Origin of the sequence: Natronocalculus amylovorans (assembly GCF_023638035.1) — an archaeon.
Taxonomy (GTDB): Archaea; Halobacteriota; Halobacteria; order Halobacteriales; family Haloferacaceae; genus Natronocalculus; species Natronocalculus amylovorans.
The window spans coordinates 22,561-38,578 of sequence record NZ_JAKRVX010000001.1 but is presented as its reverse complement, the minus strand read 5'-3'; the positions used below and the strand labels follow the sequence as shown (position 1 = coordinate 38,578).

Here is a 16,018-nt window from a genome sequence, read left to right as displayed (position 1 = left end):
GATCAAATATGTCACTCATGAGAGGAACATCCGTTGTTGTCGCTGGTGGTGGGCTAGCAGGGTTGGTCGCTGCTCGACACCTTGCCGAGGAGGGTCTGGATGTAACGCTGTATGAGCGTCGAGAGACGGTTGGTGGTCGCGTTCGGAGCAGAGAGCAAGATGGATTCACGCTCGATCGTGGCTTTCAGGTGCTTTTTACATCATATCCGGCAGTTCAGCAGGAGCTTGATCTTGACGCATTAGACCTCCGGCCGTTTAAGCCGGGTGCAGTGATTGCGCGATCGGGTGAGCGGTCGATTCTATCCGATCCACTTCGGGACCCGAAAGCACTGCTTGAATCAGCACTGAATCGTGAGGTGACGATGTCGGATAAACTTCGGACGCTTGCACTTCGGCAAGACCTTCGAGACCGATCGGAGGCGGAGTTTTTCACTGGGCCTGATCAATCGATTCGAGACTATCTGCGTGAGTGGGGCTTCTCCGAAAAGTATATTGAGAACTTTGTTGCACCGTTCTATGGTGGAATTACGCTTGATCGATCGCTTTCGACCTCAAAACACGTGTTCGAGTATACCTTCCACGCGCTGAGTATGGGCCAAACGGCGATTCCAAAGAACGGTATGGGAGAAATTGCAACACAGCTCAAAACAGCGGCGGCGGATGCAGGCGTCAAAATCAAGACCGAAAATTCGGTGACTGGTCTTGAGCAAAAACGACGGCATGTTGTTGTCGAAACTGAAGACGATCGGCGCAAAGCCGATCGGGTTGTTGTTGCAACGACACCGAAAGCCGCCTTCCGTCTCACTGGTGTTGACGCCATACCGACAGAGGCACGTGGGTGTGTGACGCAGTACTATCGGTTCGAATCAGACACACCGCTTGGAACCGGAAAACGGCTGCTCTTGAATGCCGAGAATGGGTCACCAAATACGGTTGTGCCGCTCTCAGAAGTCGCCCCTGAGTACGGGACCGAAGAGGCTGAATTGCTCTGTGCAACATTCCTTGGGCCGAATGCACAGTCGCTGTCTGACAGCGAACTTGCAACCAAAACGCGCCGGGCGCTTGAGTCGTGGTATCCGGAACGGAACTTCAACAACGTGGAGACGATCGCAACCGACCGCATCCCGTTCTCACAGTTCACACAACCACCAGGCGTGTACGAAACACTCCCTGATGTTCGATCGCCCGGCAAACGCTGTTACTTAGCCGGTGATCTCACGCAGTGGTCTTCGATACAGGGCGCAATGAAAAGCGGTCAGGTCGCTGCAAACGCGGTTCTCGAAGATATCTGACGGCTTCGGTTACTCTTCTCGAAGGAACGCACTTTTGCCGTGACGCTCGATCGAATCGAGAAACGCCGCCTCTTGGGATTGAATTTCTGCTGGCTGCGTTGCGTACATATCCGCAAAGAGATCAGCAGGGTCGGCCTCGAATGACTCGGCGACCGAAATGAGGTCTGCAATTTCGTCATCAATCTCGTTTTCGATCGACGCGATCATTTCATCATCGAGACGACCGGTCTCACGAAGGAATGCCTCCAGCCTCTCGATCGGATCGCGTTGTTTCCACTGTTCCACGGTGGCATTGTCCCTGTAGACTGTTGGATCGTCTGCAGTCGTATGTGCACCGTATCGATATTCGACCATCTCAATGAGTGTCGATCGAAGCCGCCCTTCCGGTGGACTATGCGCAACATCTGCGGCAGCCTTCGTCACCTGGTATGCCGCGAGTGGGTCCATCCCATCGACACGAATGCCTGGGAAGCCATATGCCTCCGCTTTCATAGCAAACGATTCGGATGCGGTTTGGTCTTCAGCAGGTATCGAAATCGCCCAGCCATTGTTATGACAAATAAAGAGCGTTGCAGTGTCGAACACGCCGGCAAAGTTGAGCGCTTCGTGGAAGTCACCCTCGCTCGTCGAGCCCTCACCAAAGTGTGCCACTGACAGCGATTCGTCGCCTTTGTACTGGGCTGCCATCCCCCACCCGACTGCATGTGGGAGATGCGAGGCGATTCCGATATTTAATGGAAACACGTTTGCATCCGCAACTGCGCCGTTTCCGGCCTCGTGTCCCATCCAGTATGCAAGATGCTCCGGTGGGAACTCGCGTGCAAACAACGTTCCGTGTTCTCGGTACTGGTAGAATAGCCAATCATCATCTGACAGCGCGTACGTCGAGCCAACTTGACTCCCCTCTTGTCCAGCTAATGAGGCATATGTCCCCATTCGGCCCTGTCGTTGCAGACTGATCGCACGCTCGTCGAACCGGCGTGCAGCGCGCATGTCCGCGTACAGGCCGACAAACGTCTCGTCGTCAATATCGGGAACCGTTGCATCCGCTAGTGGAACGCCGTCAAAATCCAACACGCGGACCAGTCCATCGTCACCACGCGCAAATGAATGGTCACCGATCGATGCAGCCGCTTCCTCAGTTCGGGTCAGGGAGTGATCACCGCTCGCCCTTCGATCTCTCCATGCTCTAACTTTTCGGCTACGGCGTTTATTTCTCCTAATGAGAAGCGGGTCGTGTGGAGATCGACGTCGCCACGATCGACAAGTGCCATCAGTTCTTGCAGTTCAGTGTATTTACCGACGAGTGTGCCGCGGAAGCCGAACTCTCCGTTAACAAGCGTTTGTGATGGTTCGTGGATGTGTCCACCGTATCCAACAATATGATGATCGGCACCACCTGCGCCAATCTGTGGTCCAAGTGATGTCGTCTCATCTCGACCCACAAAGTCGATGATCTGGTGGACGCCCCCGTCATCAGTAATGTCCATGAGTTGATCGACGATCGACTCATCCGATGGATCGAGTGTGTACTGTGCACCGAGCGAATCAGCAAGGTTGCGTGCTTCTTCTTTGATGTCGAGTGCAATGATGTTAGCTGCACTCATCGAATCTAAACATTGTAAACCTATATGGCCTAATCCACCTACACCGATAACCACCGCAAAGTCACCCGGATTGAGTTTTTGTACGGCTTTTTTTGTTGCGTGGTAGGCTGTAATCCCTGCATCTGCATGTGGCGCGATGTCCGTTGGGTCAACACTGCTCGGGAGCGGAATGACTGCTCGCTCGGAAGTTAGTAGATACTCCGCGAAACCGCCATCAGTAGTTAACCCAGGGAATGCGAGATTCTCACAGTGCATGTCATTTCCGAGTCGGCACGATCGACACACCCCACAGGTCATCACTGGGTGACAAATCACTTTATCGCCGACCGAGACCGTCTCAACATCGTCACCAACTTCGACGACCTCGCCAGCATTCTCATGCCCAAGTGTCATCGGGAGCTGTTGCTCAACATAATCTGTCCACATTCCTTCAACAATGTGGTTATCAGTTTGACACCAACCAGCACCTTCAACCTCAACGACAACATGGTCGCCGCGATCGGCAGTTGGTTGGTCAACCTCGTCAATCTGCAGTGCTTCGCTCATATCGTGTGTATATTCGTGTAATCTTGCTGCTTCCATGATACAGTGATAAAATGCGTTGTATTTGCACTAAACACTTGTTGCGAATAATACATAACCAATTAACAACTGTCGATGTGGAATAATATCATTATCGACATATAACATAATTTACCGTGATAGTTATATGTGGGTGGTTCTCATTAAACAATGTTATGTATTCACATGAAGGCGAAGACATCTTCGTAATCGATGGCCACATCCATATGTGGGATGCCAGTGAAGAGAACGTTAAATCAAAAGGCGGCGAGCAGTTTATCGAGTGCTTCTATGATTATCACACTGGTTTTACACCAGAAGATCGGCAGTGGACATACGACGAATACAGAGCGTACGACGCCGATCGACTCAAAGACGACTTCTTTACAAACGGTGTCGTCGACATGGGAATCTTCCAGCCGACACATCTGAAAGACTTCTACCACGAGGGATTCAACACGTTCGATCGGCTCGGCGAGATGGCTGACACCTATCCAGATCGGTTTATTGTCAATGGACGGTTTGATCCGCGCGATGGTGAAGAAGGGATGCAGGAACTTGAGCGGCAGGCGAACGTCCGGGATATGAAAGGTGTCAAAGTGTACACCGCCGAGTGGAAAGGAGAATCGAAAGGATGGCGGCTCGATTCTGATGAATCCTACGAGTTCTTGGAGAAATGTGTCGAACTTGGTGTCAAGAACATCCACGCACACAAAGGGCCAACTATCCGCCCGCTCAACCGTGATGCATTCGATGTTGCAGACATTGATGACGCTGCGTCAACGTTCCCAGAACTGAACTTTGTTGTTGAGCACGTTGGGCTTCCACGGCTTGATGACTTCTGTTGGATCGCCGCCCAAGAGCCAAACGTTTACGGTGGACTCGCTGTCGCAGCACCGCTTGCTGTGCACAGACAGGAGAAGTTCGGCGAAATCATGGGCGAGCTGCTCTTTTGGCTCGGTGAGGACCGGTTGCTGTTCGGTAGCGACTACGCACTCTGGAACCCAGATTGGCTCGTCGAAACATTCCTTGAATCAGAGCTGACCCCAGCACAGGAAGCCGAGTACGGTGTTGATTTCGGTCTCGAAACAAAGAAAAAGATTCTCGGAGAGAACGCTGCAGAGCTGTACGATATTGATATCGAAGAACAGAAACGGAAGTTGCAAAATGACGATGTTTCTGTTGAGTACGGACTCGAATCGATGTACAGCAACACAGTCGGCGGCGCCGTTGCAGACGACTAATCATGTCCGGTGCAGACTCACATCAACGTGATGATCGAAGCGTTAGTCAGCCGGTTATCCGAGAGGCGCTCCGCCCAGTGCTTGATCCGGAACTCGACGAATCGATCGTCGATCTCGGCTATATTGACGAGGTTGTCATCGAACCAACACCAAGCGCGGATCGATCGGCAGTAACAGTTCGGTTTACGCTTCCAACCGCATGGTGTTCACCCGCGTTCGCATGGATGATGGCAAGCGACGCGCACGAGGCAGTGTCCACACTTTCGGGCGTTGAAACAACGGAGATCATCCTTCAAGACCATATGCACGAGGATGAGATTACAACCGGTATCAACACTGGGCAGCCGTTCGAAGCAGTCTTTCCTGATGCAGATGGTGGGCTAGAGGCAGTCCGTGCCTCGCTCGACCACAAAGCACGGCTTGCCCGTCAATTTGATGCTGTCGATGCGTTACTCAAAGCGGGAATGACACCCGGACAGATTGTATCGCTCACCCCGAGCGATATCACAGACTCAAGTGGCGATCGAACGCATATCTATCTTCAAGATGGCTCCTTTGCAGTCTCTGCACCCACGGAGCCGTTGACTGAATATCTTGAGATGGCGAACGAAGAAGGCTGTCTGACAGGTGACGATGAACCACTCTTTCGGACACCAAAAGGAGAACCGGTCAGTATTGAGATATTCGAACAGCTCCACCGTCGAAACCGATCGGCGAAAGTCAACGTGAATGGCCAAGGAACCGTCTGTGAAGCACTCAACGAGTCGCGACGCAAGGCGCTTGGCCGAAGCGACGACTGAACAACATAACAGACCGTGACTCACAGGAGTCGCCGAAACGCTGCTAACGGTGGAAATCGTAGCGTCTCTTGACTCTCTTTATCATACACGATTGGTTGAAGAGCTGCTGCATTAGTGATAAATGGAGATTGAAATTCGCTTGTTCGTAGTTGATTCACTTCAACACCTGCAGAGAGTCGATTAAATGCGGGTAACATCAGCAGTGGCTGCTTTTGGTACTGTGATTCACCATATAAATAGCAGGGCCGCCTCACACCTTCGATGCTAATTGCAGGATGATCGTGTCCAACGATATATCGAGATCCGGGGCGATCCAACTCCGGGATAATATCCCCATGAGTAACGACTGTTCCATCATCAAAGTGAACCGCGCGCTGGATTGATCCATCCCACACAGTCTCAAGTAGGCCATCATGGTTTCCTTCGAGCAATATTGTGGTCCGATCGCCTTCGCTTGCGATCGAAACAAGGTCTGAGAGTATCCGTGACGTGGTAATGCTTGCTTCCGAAAAACTGTGGAGAATATCCCCTGCAAACACAACCGTCTGTGGATCAAAGTGCAAACAGAGCGATTGAAGCCGCTCTTTGAGATCAGTCCGTTCTCCAAGCGGAAACTCGATACTGGACGATTCGTCTCTTCCGATATGGATGTCTGAAAGGACTAACGTCTCCAATGAATCGAGATAGATCGCTCGCTCGCGAAACGACACGTCTTGCACAGTGTACCATTCTCTGTCAATAGTGAAAAACAGTACTGCCAACTTCGTCGTCGACCATCCTCCCGGGCTTTATATATTTCGCAGGTGGAATAGATGGTATGAGTGACGCCCTCTCAGACAAACGTACAGCAACTCGATTTCGGGTACTTGTCGAGATTGCCGATCGCCAGCCAGCGGTGAGTCAAGGAGAGATTGCGTCGGCTGTTGGCGTCACAAGCCAAGCAGTTAGCGAATACATCCGTGCACTCGTTGAAGATGGGCTAGTGACCAAGGATGGGCGATCAAGATATCGAGTCACAAAAGAGGGTGTTGATTGGCTGTTCCAGGAGGCTAAATCTCTCCGCCGGTACGCGGATCACGTAACTGCGGATATTTTAGGTGACGTTCAAGAGGACGCTGCGATCGCAACCGATAATATTGAGCCAGGGGATGTGGTAACCCTCTCGATCGATGGCGGGCTGTTACGGGCCACACCCGGCGATTATGGGCCTGCGACAGGCACCGCGACAACAGCTGCCGCTGCTGGAACAGATGTGAGCGTAACTGGGTTTGAAGGCGTCATTGAGATGGAACCCGGTGTTGTGACCGTTGTTCAGGTGCCAGCTGCACGGGCGGGCGGGAGCCGTGAGATTGATCAAGCGAAGCTACGTGTCCTCTGTGAGGATGCGGATCTACTTGTTGCCGCTGGTGTTGAGGCAGTTGTCTCGCTCCGATCGATCGACAATGAGCCAGCAGTCACCACCGCTGCCGGCTCTGTCGCCGCAGAGGCCGCTGCTCGAGGCATGACTGTTGTGGTTGTGGCAACGAGCGACGCAATTGGTCGAGTTACGGATGCATTGCGAGACAACGATATCACATATGACCTGCTTGGAATGGGCGATAGAGCACAGGTTGCTTGATTAATCGGTGCTGTTGTACTGTTATGCAGTCGCTGGCTCGGCGTGGTTGAGCGCGGTTGTATACGCTTCTTGTACCTGTGTGAATTCTGCCTGAGTCCCACCTTGGTCAGGGTGAACTTCCTTGACCAAGCCTCTGTAGGCTTTCTTGATTTCTGCTTCAGTTGCAGATTGGTCGATACCCAACTGATCAAAGGCGGCCTCGACTTCATTCCCACTCGGTGGCCTGACAGTAACTGTTGGAACCTCGAATGGGAGTCGTCGACCGATCTGATGCCCGGGCATCTCATGCTCACAGAGAATTACGTAGGTATCTGTCGACTGTAATCCGAAGTACGAAGCGACATTAAACGTAATTGCAACATCACGCGGTGGAAGATAGAACGCAACCTGATTTCCGTTGATCAGCTGGTTCTCTTTAAATGGTTCGTCGATCAGCCGGAGATACTCACGGATTTCATCTCGACGACGTGCAGTTCCGTCATAGCTGTATGAATGTGTTTGCTCGGCTGGTGGAAAGAGTCGGTCTCCAAAATAAAACACCCCGCCAACCAAGGCAGAGGCTCCAAGACCACCAACAACTCCGAATATCAACCACGCTGGAAGCGCCGACAGAGACTCTAACGGCACAAGTCACCATTGGGGATGAGACATTAAGAACTTCTCGACACTGGTCGAAATCGAAAATAAAATCTTGTGTTCGATCTTACAGAACGTCTTCTGCTTTCAAGCCTGCAATCACATCGTCGACAAGCGACTCAACATCTTCATATGGGAACTCTTGATGACCACCGAGCTTTGCTGCCATCTCCATCGCGGTCAGCGTGACATCACCTGCTTGGAATTTTGTACCAGGTCCGTTTGGGAGCGCAGGGACCAGATCCATCTGGTTGTTGACTGGGTAGCTTGCACCTTTAAATGCGTCTGTAAACTGCTCGCGGAGTTCCGCTTCTACATCTGCCATACTTTCACATGAACAGATCAGGGCCAAAAACGTTCCGGAACCACACTAAACTGTGTGTTAGTTTTCATCTACGTCTCCGCAAACTGAGTCTTTTTACCGGTTCCACTGGTGGTCGATAGTATGACGATGGATTTTGATTTTGACCTCCTTGTTGAGCTAACAGAAGCCTGTGGTGTGCCTGGATACGAGGACGATGTACGAGCAATCGTCCAGCGAGAATTTGCTGATGCCGTTGATGAGGTTCGGACTGACGCAATGGGTAACGTTATCGGAACCATTCACGGTGACTCCGAGTATAGTGTTGCGATCGCTGCACACATGGACGAGATTGGGTTCATGGTTCGACACGTGACAGATGATGGGTTTGTTCAACTTGACCCATTAGGTGGATTTGACGCTCGCGTCCTTCGTGCACAGCGTGTGACAATCCACACTGATGATGGCGACCTCACAGGTGTCATTGGGTCGGTCCCCCCGCACACACTCACTGAAGAACAGCAATCAAAGAAAGATGAGGTGAAAAATGTATATGTCGACATTGGTCGTGATGGCGATGCAGTCTCCGAGCTGGTCTCCGTTGGCGATCTTGCGACGCTCGAGCAGACGACTGTTGAGATGGGAGACTGTGTGACTGGAAAGGCGCTTGACGATCGTGTCTGTCTCTTTTCGATGCTGGAAGCCGCAAAACGGATCGAAGATCCTGCGGTGACAATCCACTTTGCTGCAACCGTCCAAGAGGAGGTTGGTCTCCGTGGTGCAACCGCGCTTGGGGTTGACATTGACCCGGATCTTGCGATCGCCCTTGACGTGACGGTCGCAAACGATGTTCCAATAATCGGGAGTGAGGCAGACGCAGTCACAAAGCTTGGTGAGGGCACTGCGATTAAACTCAAAGACTCCTCGGTGATTACGAGTCCAAAAGTACACAAACGCCTGAAAACAGTCGCTGAAGACGAGCAGATCAACTATCAGTTAGAGGTACTCCCTGCTGGTGGAACCGATACTGCCGGTTTCCAAAACACACATGGTGCAAAGCCGGTTGGCGCAATCTCGATTCCAACCCGATACCTTCACACAGTGACCGAAACTGCCAACTGTGACGATATTGCCGCGACGATCGACCTGCTTTCGGCGTTCTTAGCGACGGAAACCGGCACGCACGACTATATGTTGTGACGACAGGAGCGGTCAGTCGCTGTCGATCGGAACCAAAGTATTCACTACCACCCACCTCTAAGCGGGATGTATGAGTGATAGTGCAGACGTTTCCCGTCGCGGATTTCTCCGCACGGCAACCGGAGCAGCAGCCGCCGGTGCTGTAGCTGCTGGCGCATCAGGAAGCGCCGCCGCACAGTCCGAAGAGCCAGATTGGGGAGGATGGTTCAATGACGCAAACGTGAGTTCGTTCGAAGATGCCCGCGGTGAAGAAGAGGTCACCGTACAGGTTGGTGCAGGTGATGATGGGCTTGCATTCGACCCAACAGGGCTTTGGGTAGACCCAGGCACAACAATCACATTCGAGTGGACTGGTGCAGGTGGTGCACACAACGTCGTTGGTGATGATGGGCCTGCAGCAGATGACCTCGATAGTGGCGATCCGGTAGATGAGGAGGGATACACCTACGAGTTCGAAGTAACAGAAGAGCACGAAGGGATCACTAACTACGACTGTGTTCCACACATTTCTGTGAACATGTTTGGTGGGATTGCAGTCGGTGACGACGTGGACACCGTCGAATCCGGCGGTGGCGGTGGCGGTGCTGGCGGCCCACCTCCAGTTCCGGATTCAGCACTCACACTTAGTGTCGCAACCGTAGTTGCGCTGCTTTCGACGCTTGGGTTTACGTTCTTCTTCATGAAGTACGGTGGCGACTACGAAGATAGCGCATAACCCCAGAACAATTTTTTAGAATAGACCGGTTGCTTGAGTCGCAGACTCATAAACTGCAAGGTAGTCATCTACAACCGTATCGTAGCTGTAAGCATCGTACGCGTTATCTACCTTCATTCTGCTGAGCGATCGCGTGGCGACGACCTCTTCGGCTAACTCCTGTGGCGAGGTAACGAGGCGGCCACGTGTCCCCTCCAACTTTGATTTTCCTTCGACGAGCTCGTGCGCACTCGACCCAACTTGGTACTCAACGATGCCAACACAGCCACAGGCAAGCGCCCACAAGAGCTCCGATGCAAATGGCTCAAACTCCGCAGTCTGTGCAAACACATGTGCGCCTTTGAACAGTGAGACCCGATCGCGGATCGGAAGGTCCCCAACAAATCGGACTTTGTCATCAATTCGGAGGTCACGTGCGGTCCGCTCTGCGTCCTGCCGGGTGGGTCCATCCCCAATAACCACCGCATTCCAGCCTCGATTACGGAGCTCTGCAAGCGCAAGTAGGAACGTCTCAACGTTCGCATGCTCATCTAGCCGGCGGCTGTACACCATATCAATCCCGTCTTTGGGCTCAACCTCGCGGATTAGATCCATCTTCACTCCTTCCGGGATGACCTGTACCGTCGATTCGGCTGCGCCATGCTCGCGGACCATCGTTTCAATAAACCGAGAGGGAACAACGACTCGATCGCTCGATCGAACAGCCTTCTCATAGCTACGTGCTGAGTCGCCGTCAACGTCTGACCACCAATCAACGACGATCGGTGTTCGGCGAAACGTTGTTGCTGCACGTGCAGCACGAACGAGTGCTGGGGGGCTGTTGAGTAGATGAATAACGTCCGAATTACACTTTCGCAGCACGAACGGTAGTTTGGCGGCGAACGATCGCGTGGAAGGGGTGTCCGTCACTGCACGATACTCGATATCGTGCTGTTCGAACGTTTTATGCTCTCCTTCCCACCATTTAGTGCAGCAGATCGTAATTTCGTGACCGTCAGCTGCCAGTGTCCGTGCAAGTCTACTCAGCCGGACAATTGCAGGCATGTCACGTCGGTGTGGCGTCTCCATCGACACGAACGTAACACGCATACACTGTGGGACGAACTAATCCATGAAAAACCCACACATTCTGCGCTGCTCATCGACGACCCCAAACTGTTTGCCGGCCCGCGCTGAGAGATAGATATGTCCGACTACGACATTGAACGCTATCTCAATATCCGAAGCGCGTACGGGGCAAACTTCTCTCCCGATGGCGATCGACTTGCATTTTTAATGAATACAACAGGTACTGGCCAACTCTGGTCGGTTGACGGTGCAGGACAGTGGCCGCAACAACACACCTTCTATGACGAGCGAGTGACGTTTGCTCGATACTCTCCGACGCGTCCAGAAATCATCTTTGGTATGGATGACGGAGGCAATGAGCGAGCACAGCTATATCGTGTCGAAACCGAGAGCGGTAGCATAACCAACCTCACACAGCGTCCGGGAGCGAAACACCGCTGGGGTGGCTGGTCCCACGATGGCGAGCGATTTGCGTTCACATCAAATAGACGCGACACGCAAGTATTCGATATATACGTCCAAGACCGGGATGCGACTGGAGGCGATGCAGAGGTAGTTTTTGAGGGCGATGGTTGGCTGACACTTGGGGGCTGGAGTCCGGACGACAAAAAGCTCCTTGTCATTCAATCCTACTCAAACTTCGATCAGGACCTTTCGGTGTTCAATCTTGAAACCAGCGAGCTAACGCACGTAACACCACACGAAGGGAACGTGCGGTATCGGAGCCCTGAGTGGGGACCTGATGGTGAGTCGATCTACCTTTGTGCCGATCGAGAGACCGATACCCTCCGGCTCGAGCGGATCGATCTCAAAGATGAATCGTTTGCAGCCGTTGAGACGGATGGTGCAGTTCCTGAGACAGACTGGAATGTCAACGGTGTGGCGATCGACACAGACACAAGTCGTGTTGTCTACTCCACAAATGTTGACGGCTACGGCGAATTGACTGTTGGCAAATTTACCGGTCCGGATTCAATCGATACAACCACAGAACCGCAGCTCCCAAACGGTGTTGTTGGCGGTGTCTCGTTCGGGCCGGATGCTGAGGAGTTTGCTGTCACTGTGACGGCCAGTACGCAGAACACCAACGTCTATGTGATTGACGTAGAGACCGGTGAGTCAACCCAATGGACAGATGCTGCAACTGCAGGCATTCCATCCGAGACGTTTGTTGATCCAGAGCTTGTTCGGTATCCGACGTTTGACGATCGACGGATTCCAGGCTTCTTTTCGCTTCCAGAGTCGGATACAGGGAGCGGTGAGATACCAGTTATTGTCGATATCCACGGTGGCCCCGAAAGCCAACGTCGGCCATCATTTAGCCCGGTCAAGCAGTTCTTACTCCAACAGGGCTATGGTGTGTTTGAGCCGAATGTCCGTGGCTCCGCAGGGTATGGAAAAGAGTACGCTGGGCTCGATGATGTTGAGAAACGGATGGACGCTGTTGCGGACATCAAGTCCGCAGTTGAATGGCTCTGTGATCACCCGGCTGTCGATCCCGATCGGATTGTGGCAATGGGTGGCTCATATGGTGGGTTCATGGTACTTTCAGCACTGACGGAATATCCAGAATTCTGGGCTGCCGGAATAGACATCGTCGGAATTGCAAACTTTGTAACGTTCCTTGAGAATACGGGTGAGTGGCGGCGGTCGCTCCGAGAAGCCGAGTATGGGTCGCTTGAAGATGACCGATCGTTCCTCGAATCAATCTCACCGATCAACAATATGGAATCGATCGACGCACCGCTCTTTGTATTGCATGGGGCAAACGATCCACGGGTGCCGGTTGGAGAGGCCGAGCAGGTTGTTGAAGCAGCACGAGACCAGAATGTTCCAGTTCGCAAACTGATCTTTGACGACGAGGGTCATGGGTTCTCAAAGCTAGCGAACCGGATCGAAGCGTATGATGCGATTGTTGCGTTCCTCGAAGAACACGTCTGAGCCCTACAGCGGAACCCCCATTGCATCGTAGGATCCGATGCCAATACTCGCCAGTGCAATGAGCAACCCGAGTGCTACAAGCCATGCAACAAACCCAACACCGATCGCAGTTCTCCAACTGCCAGGGTACAGCACGTTAATTACGGTAATCCATGCAGCAAGCATAAGTAGCGGTCCGATCAGTGGGATCCACCCAACGAACAGGCTGACAACAGTCCAGACAATCGCACCCAAAAGCGCAGTGACTCCAGCACGAACGACACCAGTCTCACTGTCGATGACCAACCGTGCGCCGGCGTAGATGGCTGCAGTTCCGATCGCAAAGCTCACGACGAAGACGGTGATTGCACCAGTCATGCCAGCGTCGGCTTGAAGCAGCATTGATTGTAGATGTACCATATCACCTAGTTCGGGGGGAGATCATTTCATCATTTTTTCATATTCTGTGGTTGTCTGTGAGATTGGTTGGTCCTTCTCGTTGTATTCTTCCCGATTTTCCGTTAGAGTCAAACGATCCGCCCTCGAAATCAAATGTATGAGCGCAGACGCAGAGCAACGATCAATTCGCTGTCTCGTGGCGAAAGTCGGGTTGGATGGCCACGATCGCGGTGCACACGTAATTGCACGGGCATTCCGAGATGCCGGATTTGAGGTGATCTACTCGGGGCTCCACAGAGCACCTGCTGAAATCGTCCAAGCAGCCGTTCAAGAAGATGTTGATGTACTTGGAATCTCAATTCTCTCCGGTGCTCACAATACACTTGTGCCAAAAATCGTTGATGGGTTGAAAGAGTATGACGCGTTTGATGATACGCTGATTATTGTTGGTGGTATTATTCCCGATGGCGACCGAGAGAAGCTCTATGAACTTGGTGTCGCAGAGATCTTTGGGCCAGGGACACCGATGGAAGAGACCGTCTCATTTATCCGAGAAAATGCACCTGAGCGACGCTAACGCTGTATGAGTCAGGCAACACATTCAGCTCTCATCGAAGATTTATTGGCAGGGAAACATCGAGCACTCGCTCGGGCGATTACAAAAATCGAAAACCGATCGCCGGGCTACCGCGATCTCGTCTCGGAGCTTCATTCGCACACCGGTAATGCCACGGTTGTGGGAATCACGGGGAGCCCAGGTGCAGGAAAGTCAACGCTTGTCGATAAACTTGCAAAACAGTACCGCGACCAGGGAGACACCGTTGGGATCATCGCGGTCGACCCATCTTCACCATATACTGGTGGTGCTGTGCTTGGTGACCGCATCCGAATGGCTTCAAATGTCGGTGATATGGATGTCTTTTTCCGATCGATGAGCGCACGAGGACAGCTTGGTGGCCTCTCGACAGCAACGGCAGATGCCGTAAAGGCACTCGATGCATTTGGGAAGGATCGAATTATCATTGAGACGGTCGGTGCTGGTCAAAACGAAATTGATATTGTCAAAACAGCAGATACCGTCGTCGTATTGGTCCAGCCAGGGTCGGGCGACGACGTGCAGATGCTCAAAGCAGGTATCTTAGAGATCGGTGATATTTTTGTGGTTAATAAAGCTGATATGTCCGGTGCGACAAAGACCGTCGCAGATCTTGAAGAGATGATCCATATGCGAGGCGATCCAATGGCTGGGTTAGACACCGGCCATCACGGATTTGAGATCCCAGAGCATCCTGACTCGCCTGACGGCGATGATGATGAAGATCGATGGGAACCGCCAGTCTTGAAAACGGTCGCAACACACAATGAGGGGATTACTGAATTCCGTGGCGCACTCGAAAAACACTATACACACCTCAAAACAACTGGTGGTCTCCAAGCGAACGCACGGATCCGATATGCTGAAGAGATCAGACAGCACCTTCGATCGGATGCCGCTAGACTGTTAGAATCCGAGATTGAAGCTGCCGGTGGTATCGATCGGTTGGCAGATCAGGTTGCAGATCGACGCACCGATCCATATACGATCGCAGACGAGCTGTTACAGCCACTCACAGAGTGCGTAGAAAACAGGCTCGACAGCTGATATCCCCGTGTCGTCTATCAAATTTACTGGCAGTCCCGGCCGGTTTTAACATCCCACAGACCGTAGTCGATAGTATGGATCTCCGACGCGGACTTGGATACGCTACTCTTGGTCTCGGTGCGATCGCTGCAGTTAATACCACCCTCCGCCGCCGTACTCCGTCGCTCGAACCGGCACTCGAGGGTCACCAACAGCTCTACCGATGGCGTGGAATGAACGTTGCATATACTGAAGCAGGTGACCCATCTAACCCAGATCTCGTCTGTTTACACGGAATCAATGCCGCAGGTTCGAGCGGTGAGTTCCGAGAAATATTTGACGAGCTCGCTGAAGAGTACCACGTAATTGCTCCTGACCTACCTGGATTCGGTCGATCGGACCGCCCACCGCTTCGGTACTCTGCAGCACTGTACGAGGATTTCATAATCGACTTTCTGTCAGAATTCAATGAACCAGCAGTGATTGCATCTTCGCTTACCGGTGCATACGCCGCTGCTGCTGCAAATGAGACACCGATCGCTTCGCTTGTATTGATCTGCCCAACGACGGTCGCAGGTCCAGAACCCCCAAAAGGAGCGCTGCTTGAGCTGTTTAGACTCCCGCTTGTTGGGGAAGCGCTGTTCAATCTTGTTGTTTCAAAACCATCGATTCGCTACTTCAACGCCGATCACGGCTACTATGATATGGATAAGGTTAGTGACGAGTGGCAAGAATATGAGTGGACCACCGCACACCAACCAAACGCTCGATTCGCACCAGCATCGTTCATTAGTGGCTATCTGAATACGGACATCAATCTCGATGTCGTGCTTCGATCGCTTGAGCTACCAGTAACGATCGTATGGGGGCGAGAAGCGGATATTACGCCACTTTCGAACGGGAGGGCGCTGGCTGAATCTGCAGATGCAACACTGATTGTCCTTGATGATTCGATGCTGTTACCACACGTTGAGTTTCCATCAGAGTTTCTTGAGGGAGTTAGCGACCGAATCGTCGCCATAAAAAACTAGCGCCG

At 52.4% G+C, this 16,018-nt stretch carries 17 protein-coding genes; 10 read left to right on the top strand and 7 right to left on the bottom strand.

From position 1 onward, the window contains the following. Positions 1-17: 17 nt before the first annotated feature. Entirely contained in the window at positions 18-1,292 is a 1,275-nt protein-coding gene (locus AArcSt2_RS00235; RefSeq protein ID WP_250583122.1) for an NAD(P)/FAD-dependent oxidoreductase, read from the top strand. Between the two features lie 9 nt (positions 1,293-1,301). Here AArcSt2_RS00235 and AArcSt2_RS00230 read toward each other — a convergent pair whose 3' ends face one another. Continuing rightward, positions 1,302-2,378 carry a thiamine pyrophosphate-dependent enzyme gene (locus tag AArcSt2_RS00230; RefSeq protein ID WP_425493641.1) on the bottom strand — a complete coding sequence of 359 codons (1,077 nt, stop codon included), beginning with the start codon at positions 2,376-2,378 and terminating at the stop codon, positions 1,302-1,304. Positions 2,379-2,440: 62 nt separating this feature from the next. After that, positions 2,441-3,481, bottom strand: a complete 1,041-nt coding sequence (locus tag AArcSt2_RS00225; RefSeq protein WP_250582148.1) for an NAD(P)-dependent alcohol dehydrogenase — start codon at positions 3,479-3,481, stop codon at positions 2,441-2,443. Positions 3,482-3,636: 155 nt separating this feature from the next. On the opposite strand from AArcSt2_RS00225, the gene AArcSt2_RS00220 reads away from it, so the two are divergent. Together AArcSt2_RS00220 and AArcSt2_RS00215 are read left to right on the top strand one after the other, a co-directional pair. Then, positions 3,637-4,704, top strand: coding sequence for an amidohydrolase family protein (locus tag AArcSt2_RS00220; protein ID WP_174653087.1), 1,068 nt, complete (start codon positions 3,637-3,639; stop codon positions 4,702-4,704). A gap of 2 nt (positions 4,705-4,706) precedes the next feature. After that, positions 4,707-5,504 (top strand): metal-sulfur cluster assembly factor, encoded by a 798-nt coding sequence (locus tag AArcSt2_RS00215; RefSeq protein WP_250582146.1) that lies wholly within the window; start codon positions 4,707-4,709, stop codon positions 5,502-5,504. Between the two features lie 20 nt (positions 5,505-5,524). Here AArcSt2_RS00215 and AArcSt2_RS00210 read toward each other — a convergent pair whose 3' ends face one another. Beyond that, positions 5,525-6,223 (bottom strand): metallophosphoesterase, encoded by a 699-nt coding sequence (locus AArcSt2_RS00210; RefSeq protein ID WP_250582144.1) that lies wholly within the window; start codon positions 6,221-6,223, stop codon positions 5,525-5,527. 98 nt (positions 6,224-6,321) lie between these two features. Here AArcSt2_RS00210 and AArcSt2_RS00205 point away from each other — a divergent pair, with 98 nt between their 5' ends. Then, a complete protein-coding gene (locus AArcSt2_RS00205; protein ID WP_174653090.1) occupies positions 6,322-7,122 on the top strand; it encodes a DUF7839 domain-containing protein in 801 nt (266 codons plus the stop codon). A 21-nt stretch (positions 7,123-7,143) separates the two neighbouring features. On the opposite strand, the gene AArcSt2_RS00200 is transcribed toward AArcSt2_RS00205, so the two are convergent. Continuing rightward, positions 7,144-7,749 (bottom strand): J domain-containing protein, encoded by a 606-nt coding sequence (locus AArcSt2_RS00200; RefSeq protein WP_174653091.1) that lies wholly within the window; start codon positions 7,747-7,749, stop codon positions 7,144-7,146. Positions 7,750-7,825: 76 nt separating this feature from the next. Beyond that, positions 7,826-8,083 carry an MTH865 family protein gene (locus tag AArcSt2_RS00195; protein ID WP_174653092.1) on the bottom strand — a complete coding sequence of 86 codons (258 nt, stop codon included), beginning with the start codon at positions 8,081-8,083 and terminating at the stop codon, positions 7,826-7,828. A 120-nt stretch (positions 8,084-8,203) separates the two neighbouring features. Between AArcSt2_RS00195 and AArcSt2_RS00190 the strand changes: the two genes are divergently transcribed. Both AArcSt2_RS00190 and AArcSt2_RS00185 read left to right on the top strand, forming a co-directional pair. Further along, positions 8,204-9,259, top strand: coding sequence for a M42 family metallopeptidase (locus tag AArcSt2_RS00190; protein ID WP_174653093.1), 1,056 nt, complete (start codon positions 8,204-8,206; stop codon positions 9,257-9,259). 70 nt (positions 9,260-9,329) lie between these two features. After that, the gene (locus tag AArcSt2_RS00185; RefSeq protein WP_250582142.1) at positions 9,330-9,974 is read left to right on the top strand and encodes a halocyanin domain-containing protein; all 645 of its coding nucleotides are present in this window, start codon (positions 9,330-9,332) and stop codon (positions 9,972-9,974) included. 15 nt (positions 9,975-9,989) lie between these two features. Here the strand turns inward: AArcSt2_RS00185 and AArcSt2_RS00180 are convergent, their stop codons facing one another. Then, positions 9,990-11,063 (bottom strand): glycosyltransferase family 4 protein, encoded by a 1,074-nt coding sequence (locus AArcSt2_RS00180; protein ID WP_174653095.1) that lies wholly within the window; start codon positions 11,061-11,063, stop codon positions 9,990-9,992. 96 nt (positions 11,064-11,159) lie between these two features. Here AArcSt2_RS00180 and AArcSt2_RS00175 point away from each other — a divergent pair, with 96 nt between their 5' ends. Beyond that, positions 11,160-12,983 carry a S9 family peptidase gene (locus tag AArcSt2_RS00175; RefSeq protein ID WP_250582140.1) on the top strand — a complete coding sequence of 608 codons (1,824 nt, stop codon included), beginning with the start codon at positions 11,160-11,162 and terminating at the stop codon, positions 12,981-12,983. A 3-nt stretch (positions 12,984-12,986) separates the two neighbouring features. Here AArcSt2_RS00175 and AArcSt2_RS00170 read toward each other — a convergent pair whose 3' ends face one another. Further along, positions 12,987-13,382: a hypothetical protein gene (locus tag AArcSt2_RS00170; RefSeq protein WP_250582138.1), complete on the bottom strand. Its 396-nt coding sequence runs from the start codon at positions 13,380-13,382 to the stop codon at positions 12,987-12,989. A gap of 136 nt (positions 13,383-13,518) precedes the next feature. Here AArcSt2_RS00170 and AArcSt2_RS00165 point away from each other — a divergent pair, with 136 nt between their 5' ends. The 3 genes from AArcSt2_RS00165 to AArcSt2_RS00155 all read left to right on the top strand — a co-directional run bounded on the left by AArcSt2_RS00165 (position 13,519) and on the right by AArcSt2_RS00155 (position 16,013). Continuing rightward, positions 13,519-13,938, top strand: coding sequence for a cobalamin B12-binding domain-containing protein (locus tag AArcSt2_RS00165; RefSeq protein ID WP_250582136.1), 420 nt, complete (start codon positions 13,519-13,521; stop codon positions 13,936-13,938). 6 nt (positions 13,939-13,944) lie between these two features. Then, the gene (gene meaB, locus AArcSt2_RS00160; RefSeq protein WP_174653098.1) at positions 13,945-15,003 is read left to right on the top strand and encodes a methylmalonyl Co-A mutase-associated GTPase MeaB; all 1,059 of its coding nucleotides are present in this window, start codon (positions 13,945-13,947) and stop codon (positions 15,001-15,003) included. Between the two features lie 74 nt (positions 15,004-15,077). Continuing rightward, on the top strand, positions 15,078-16,013 hold the full coding sequence (locus AArcSt2_RS00155) for an alpha/beta fold hydrolase (RefSeq protein WP_250582133.1): 936 nt from the start codon (positions 15,078-15,080) through the stop codon (positions 16,011-16,013). Positions 16,014-16,018: the final 5 nt, after the last annotated feature.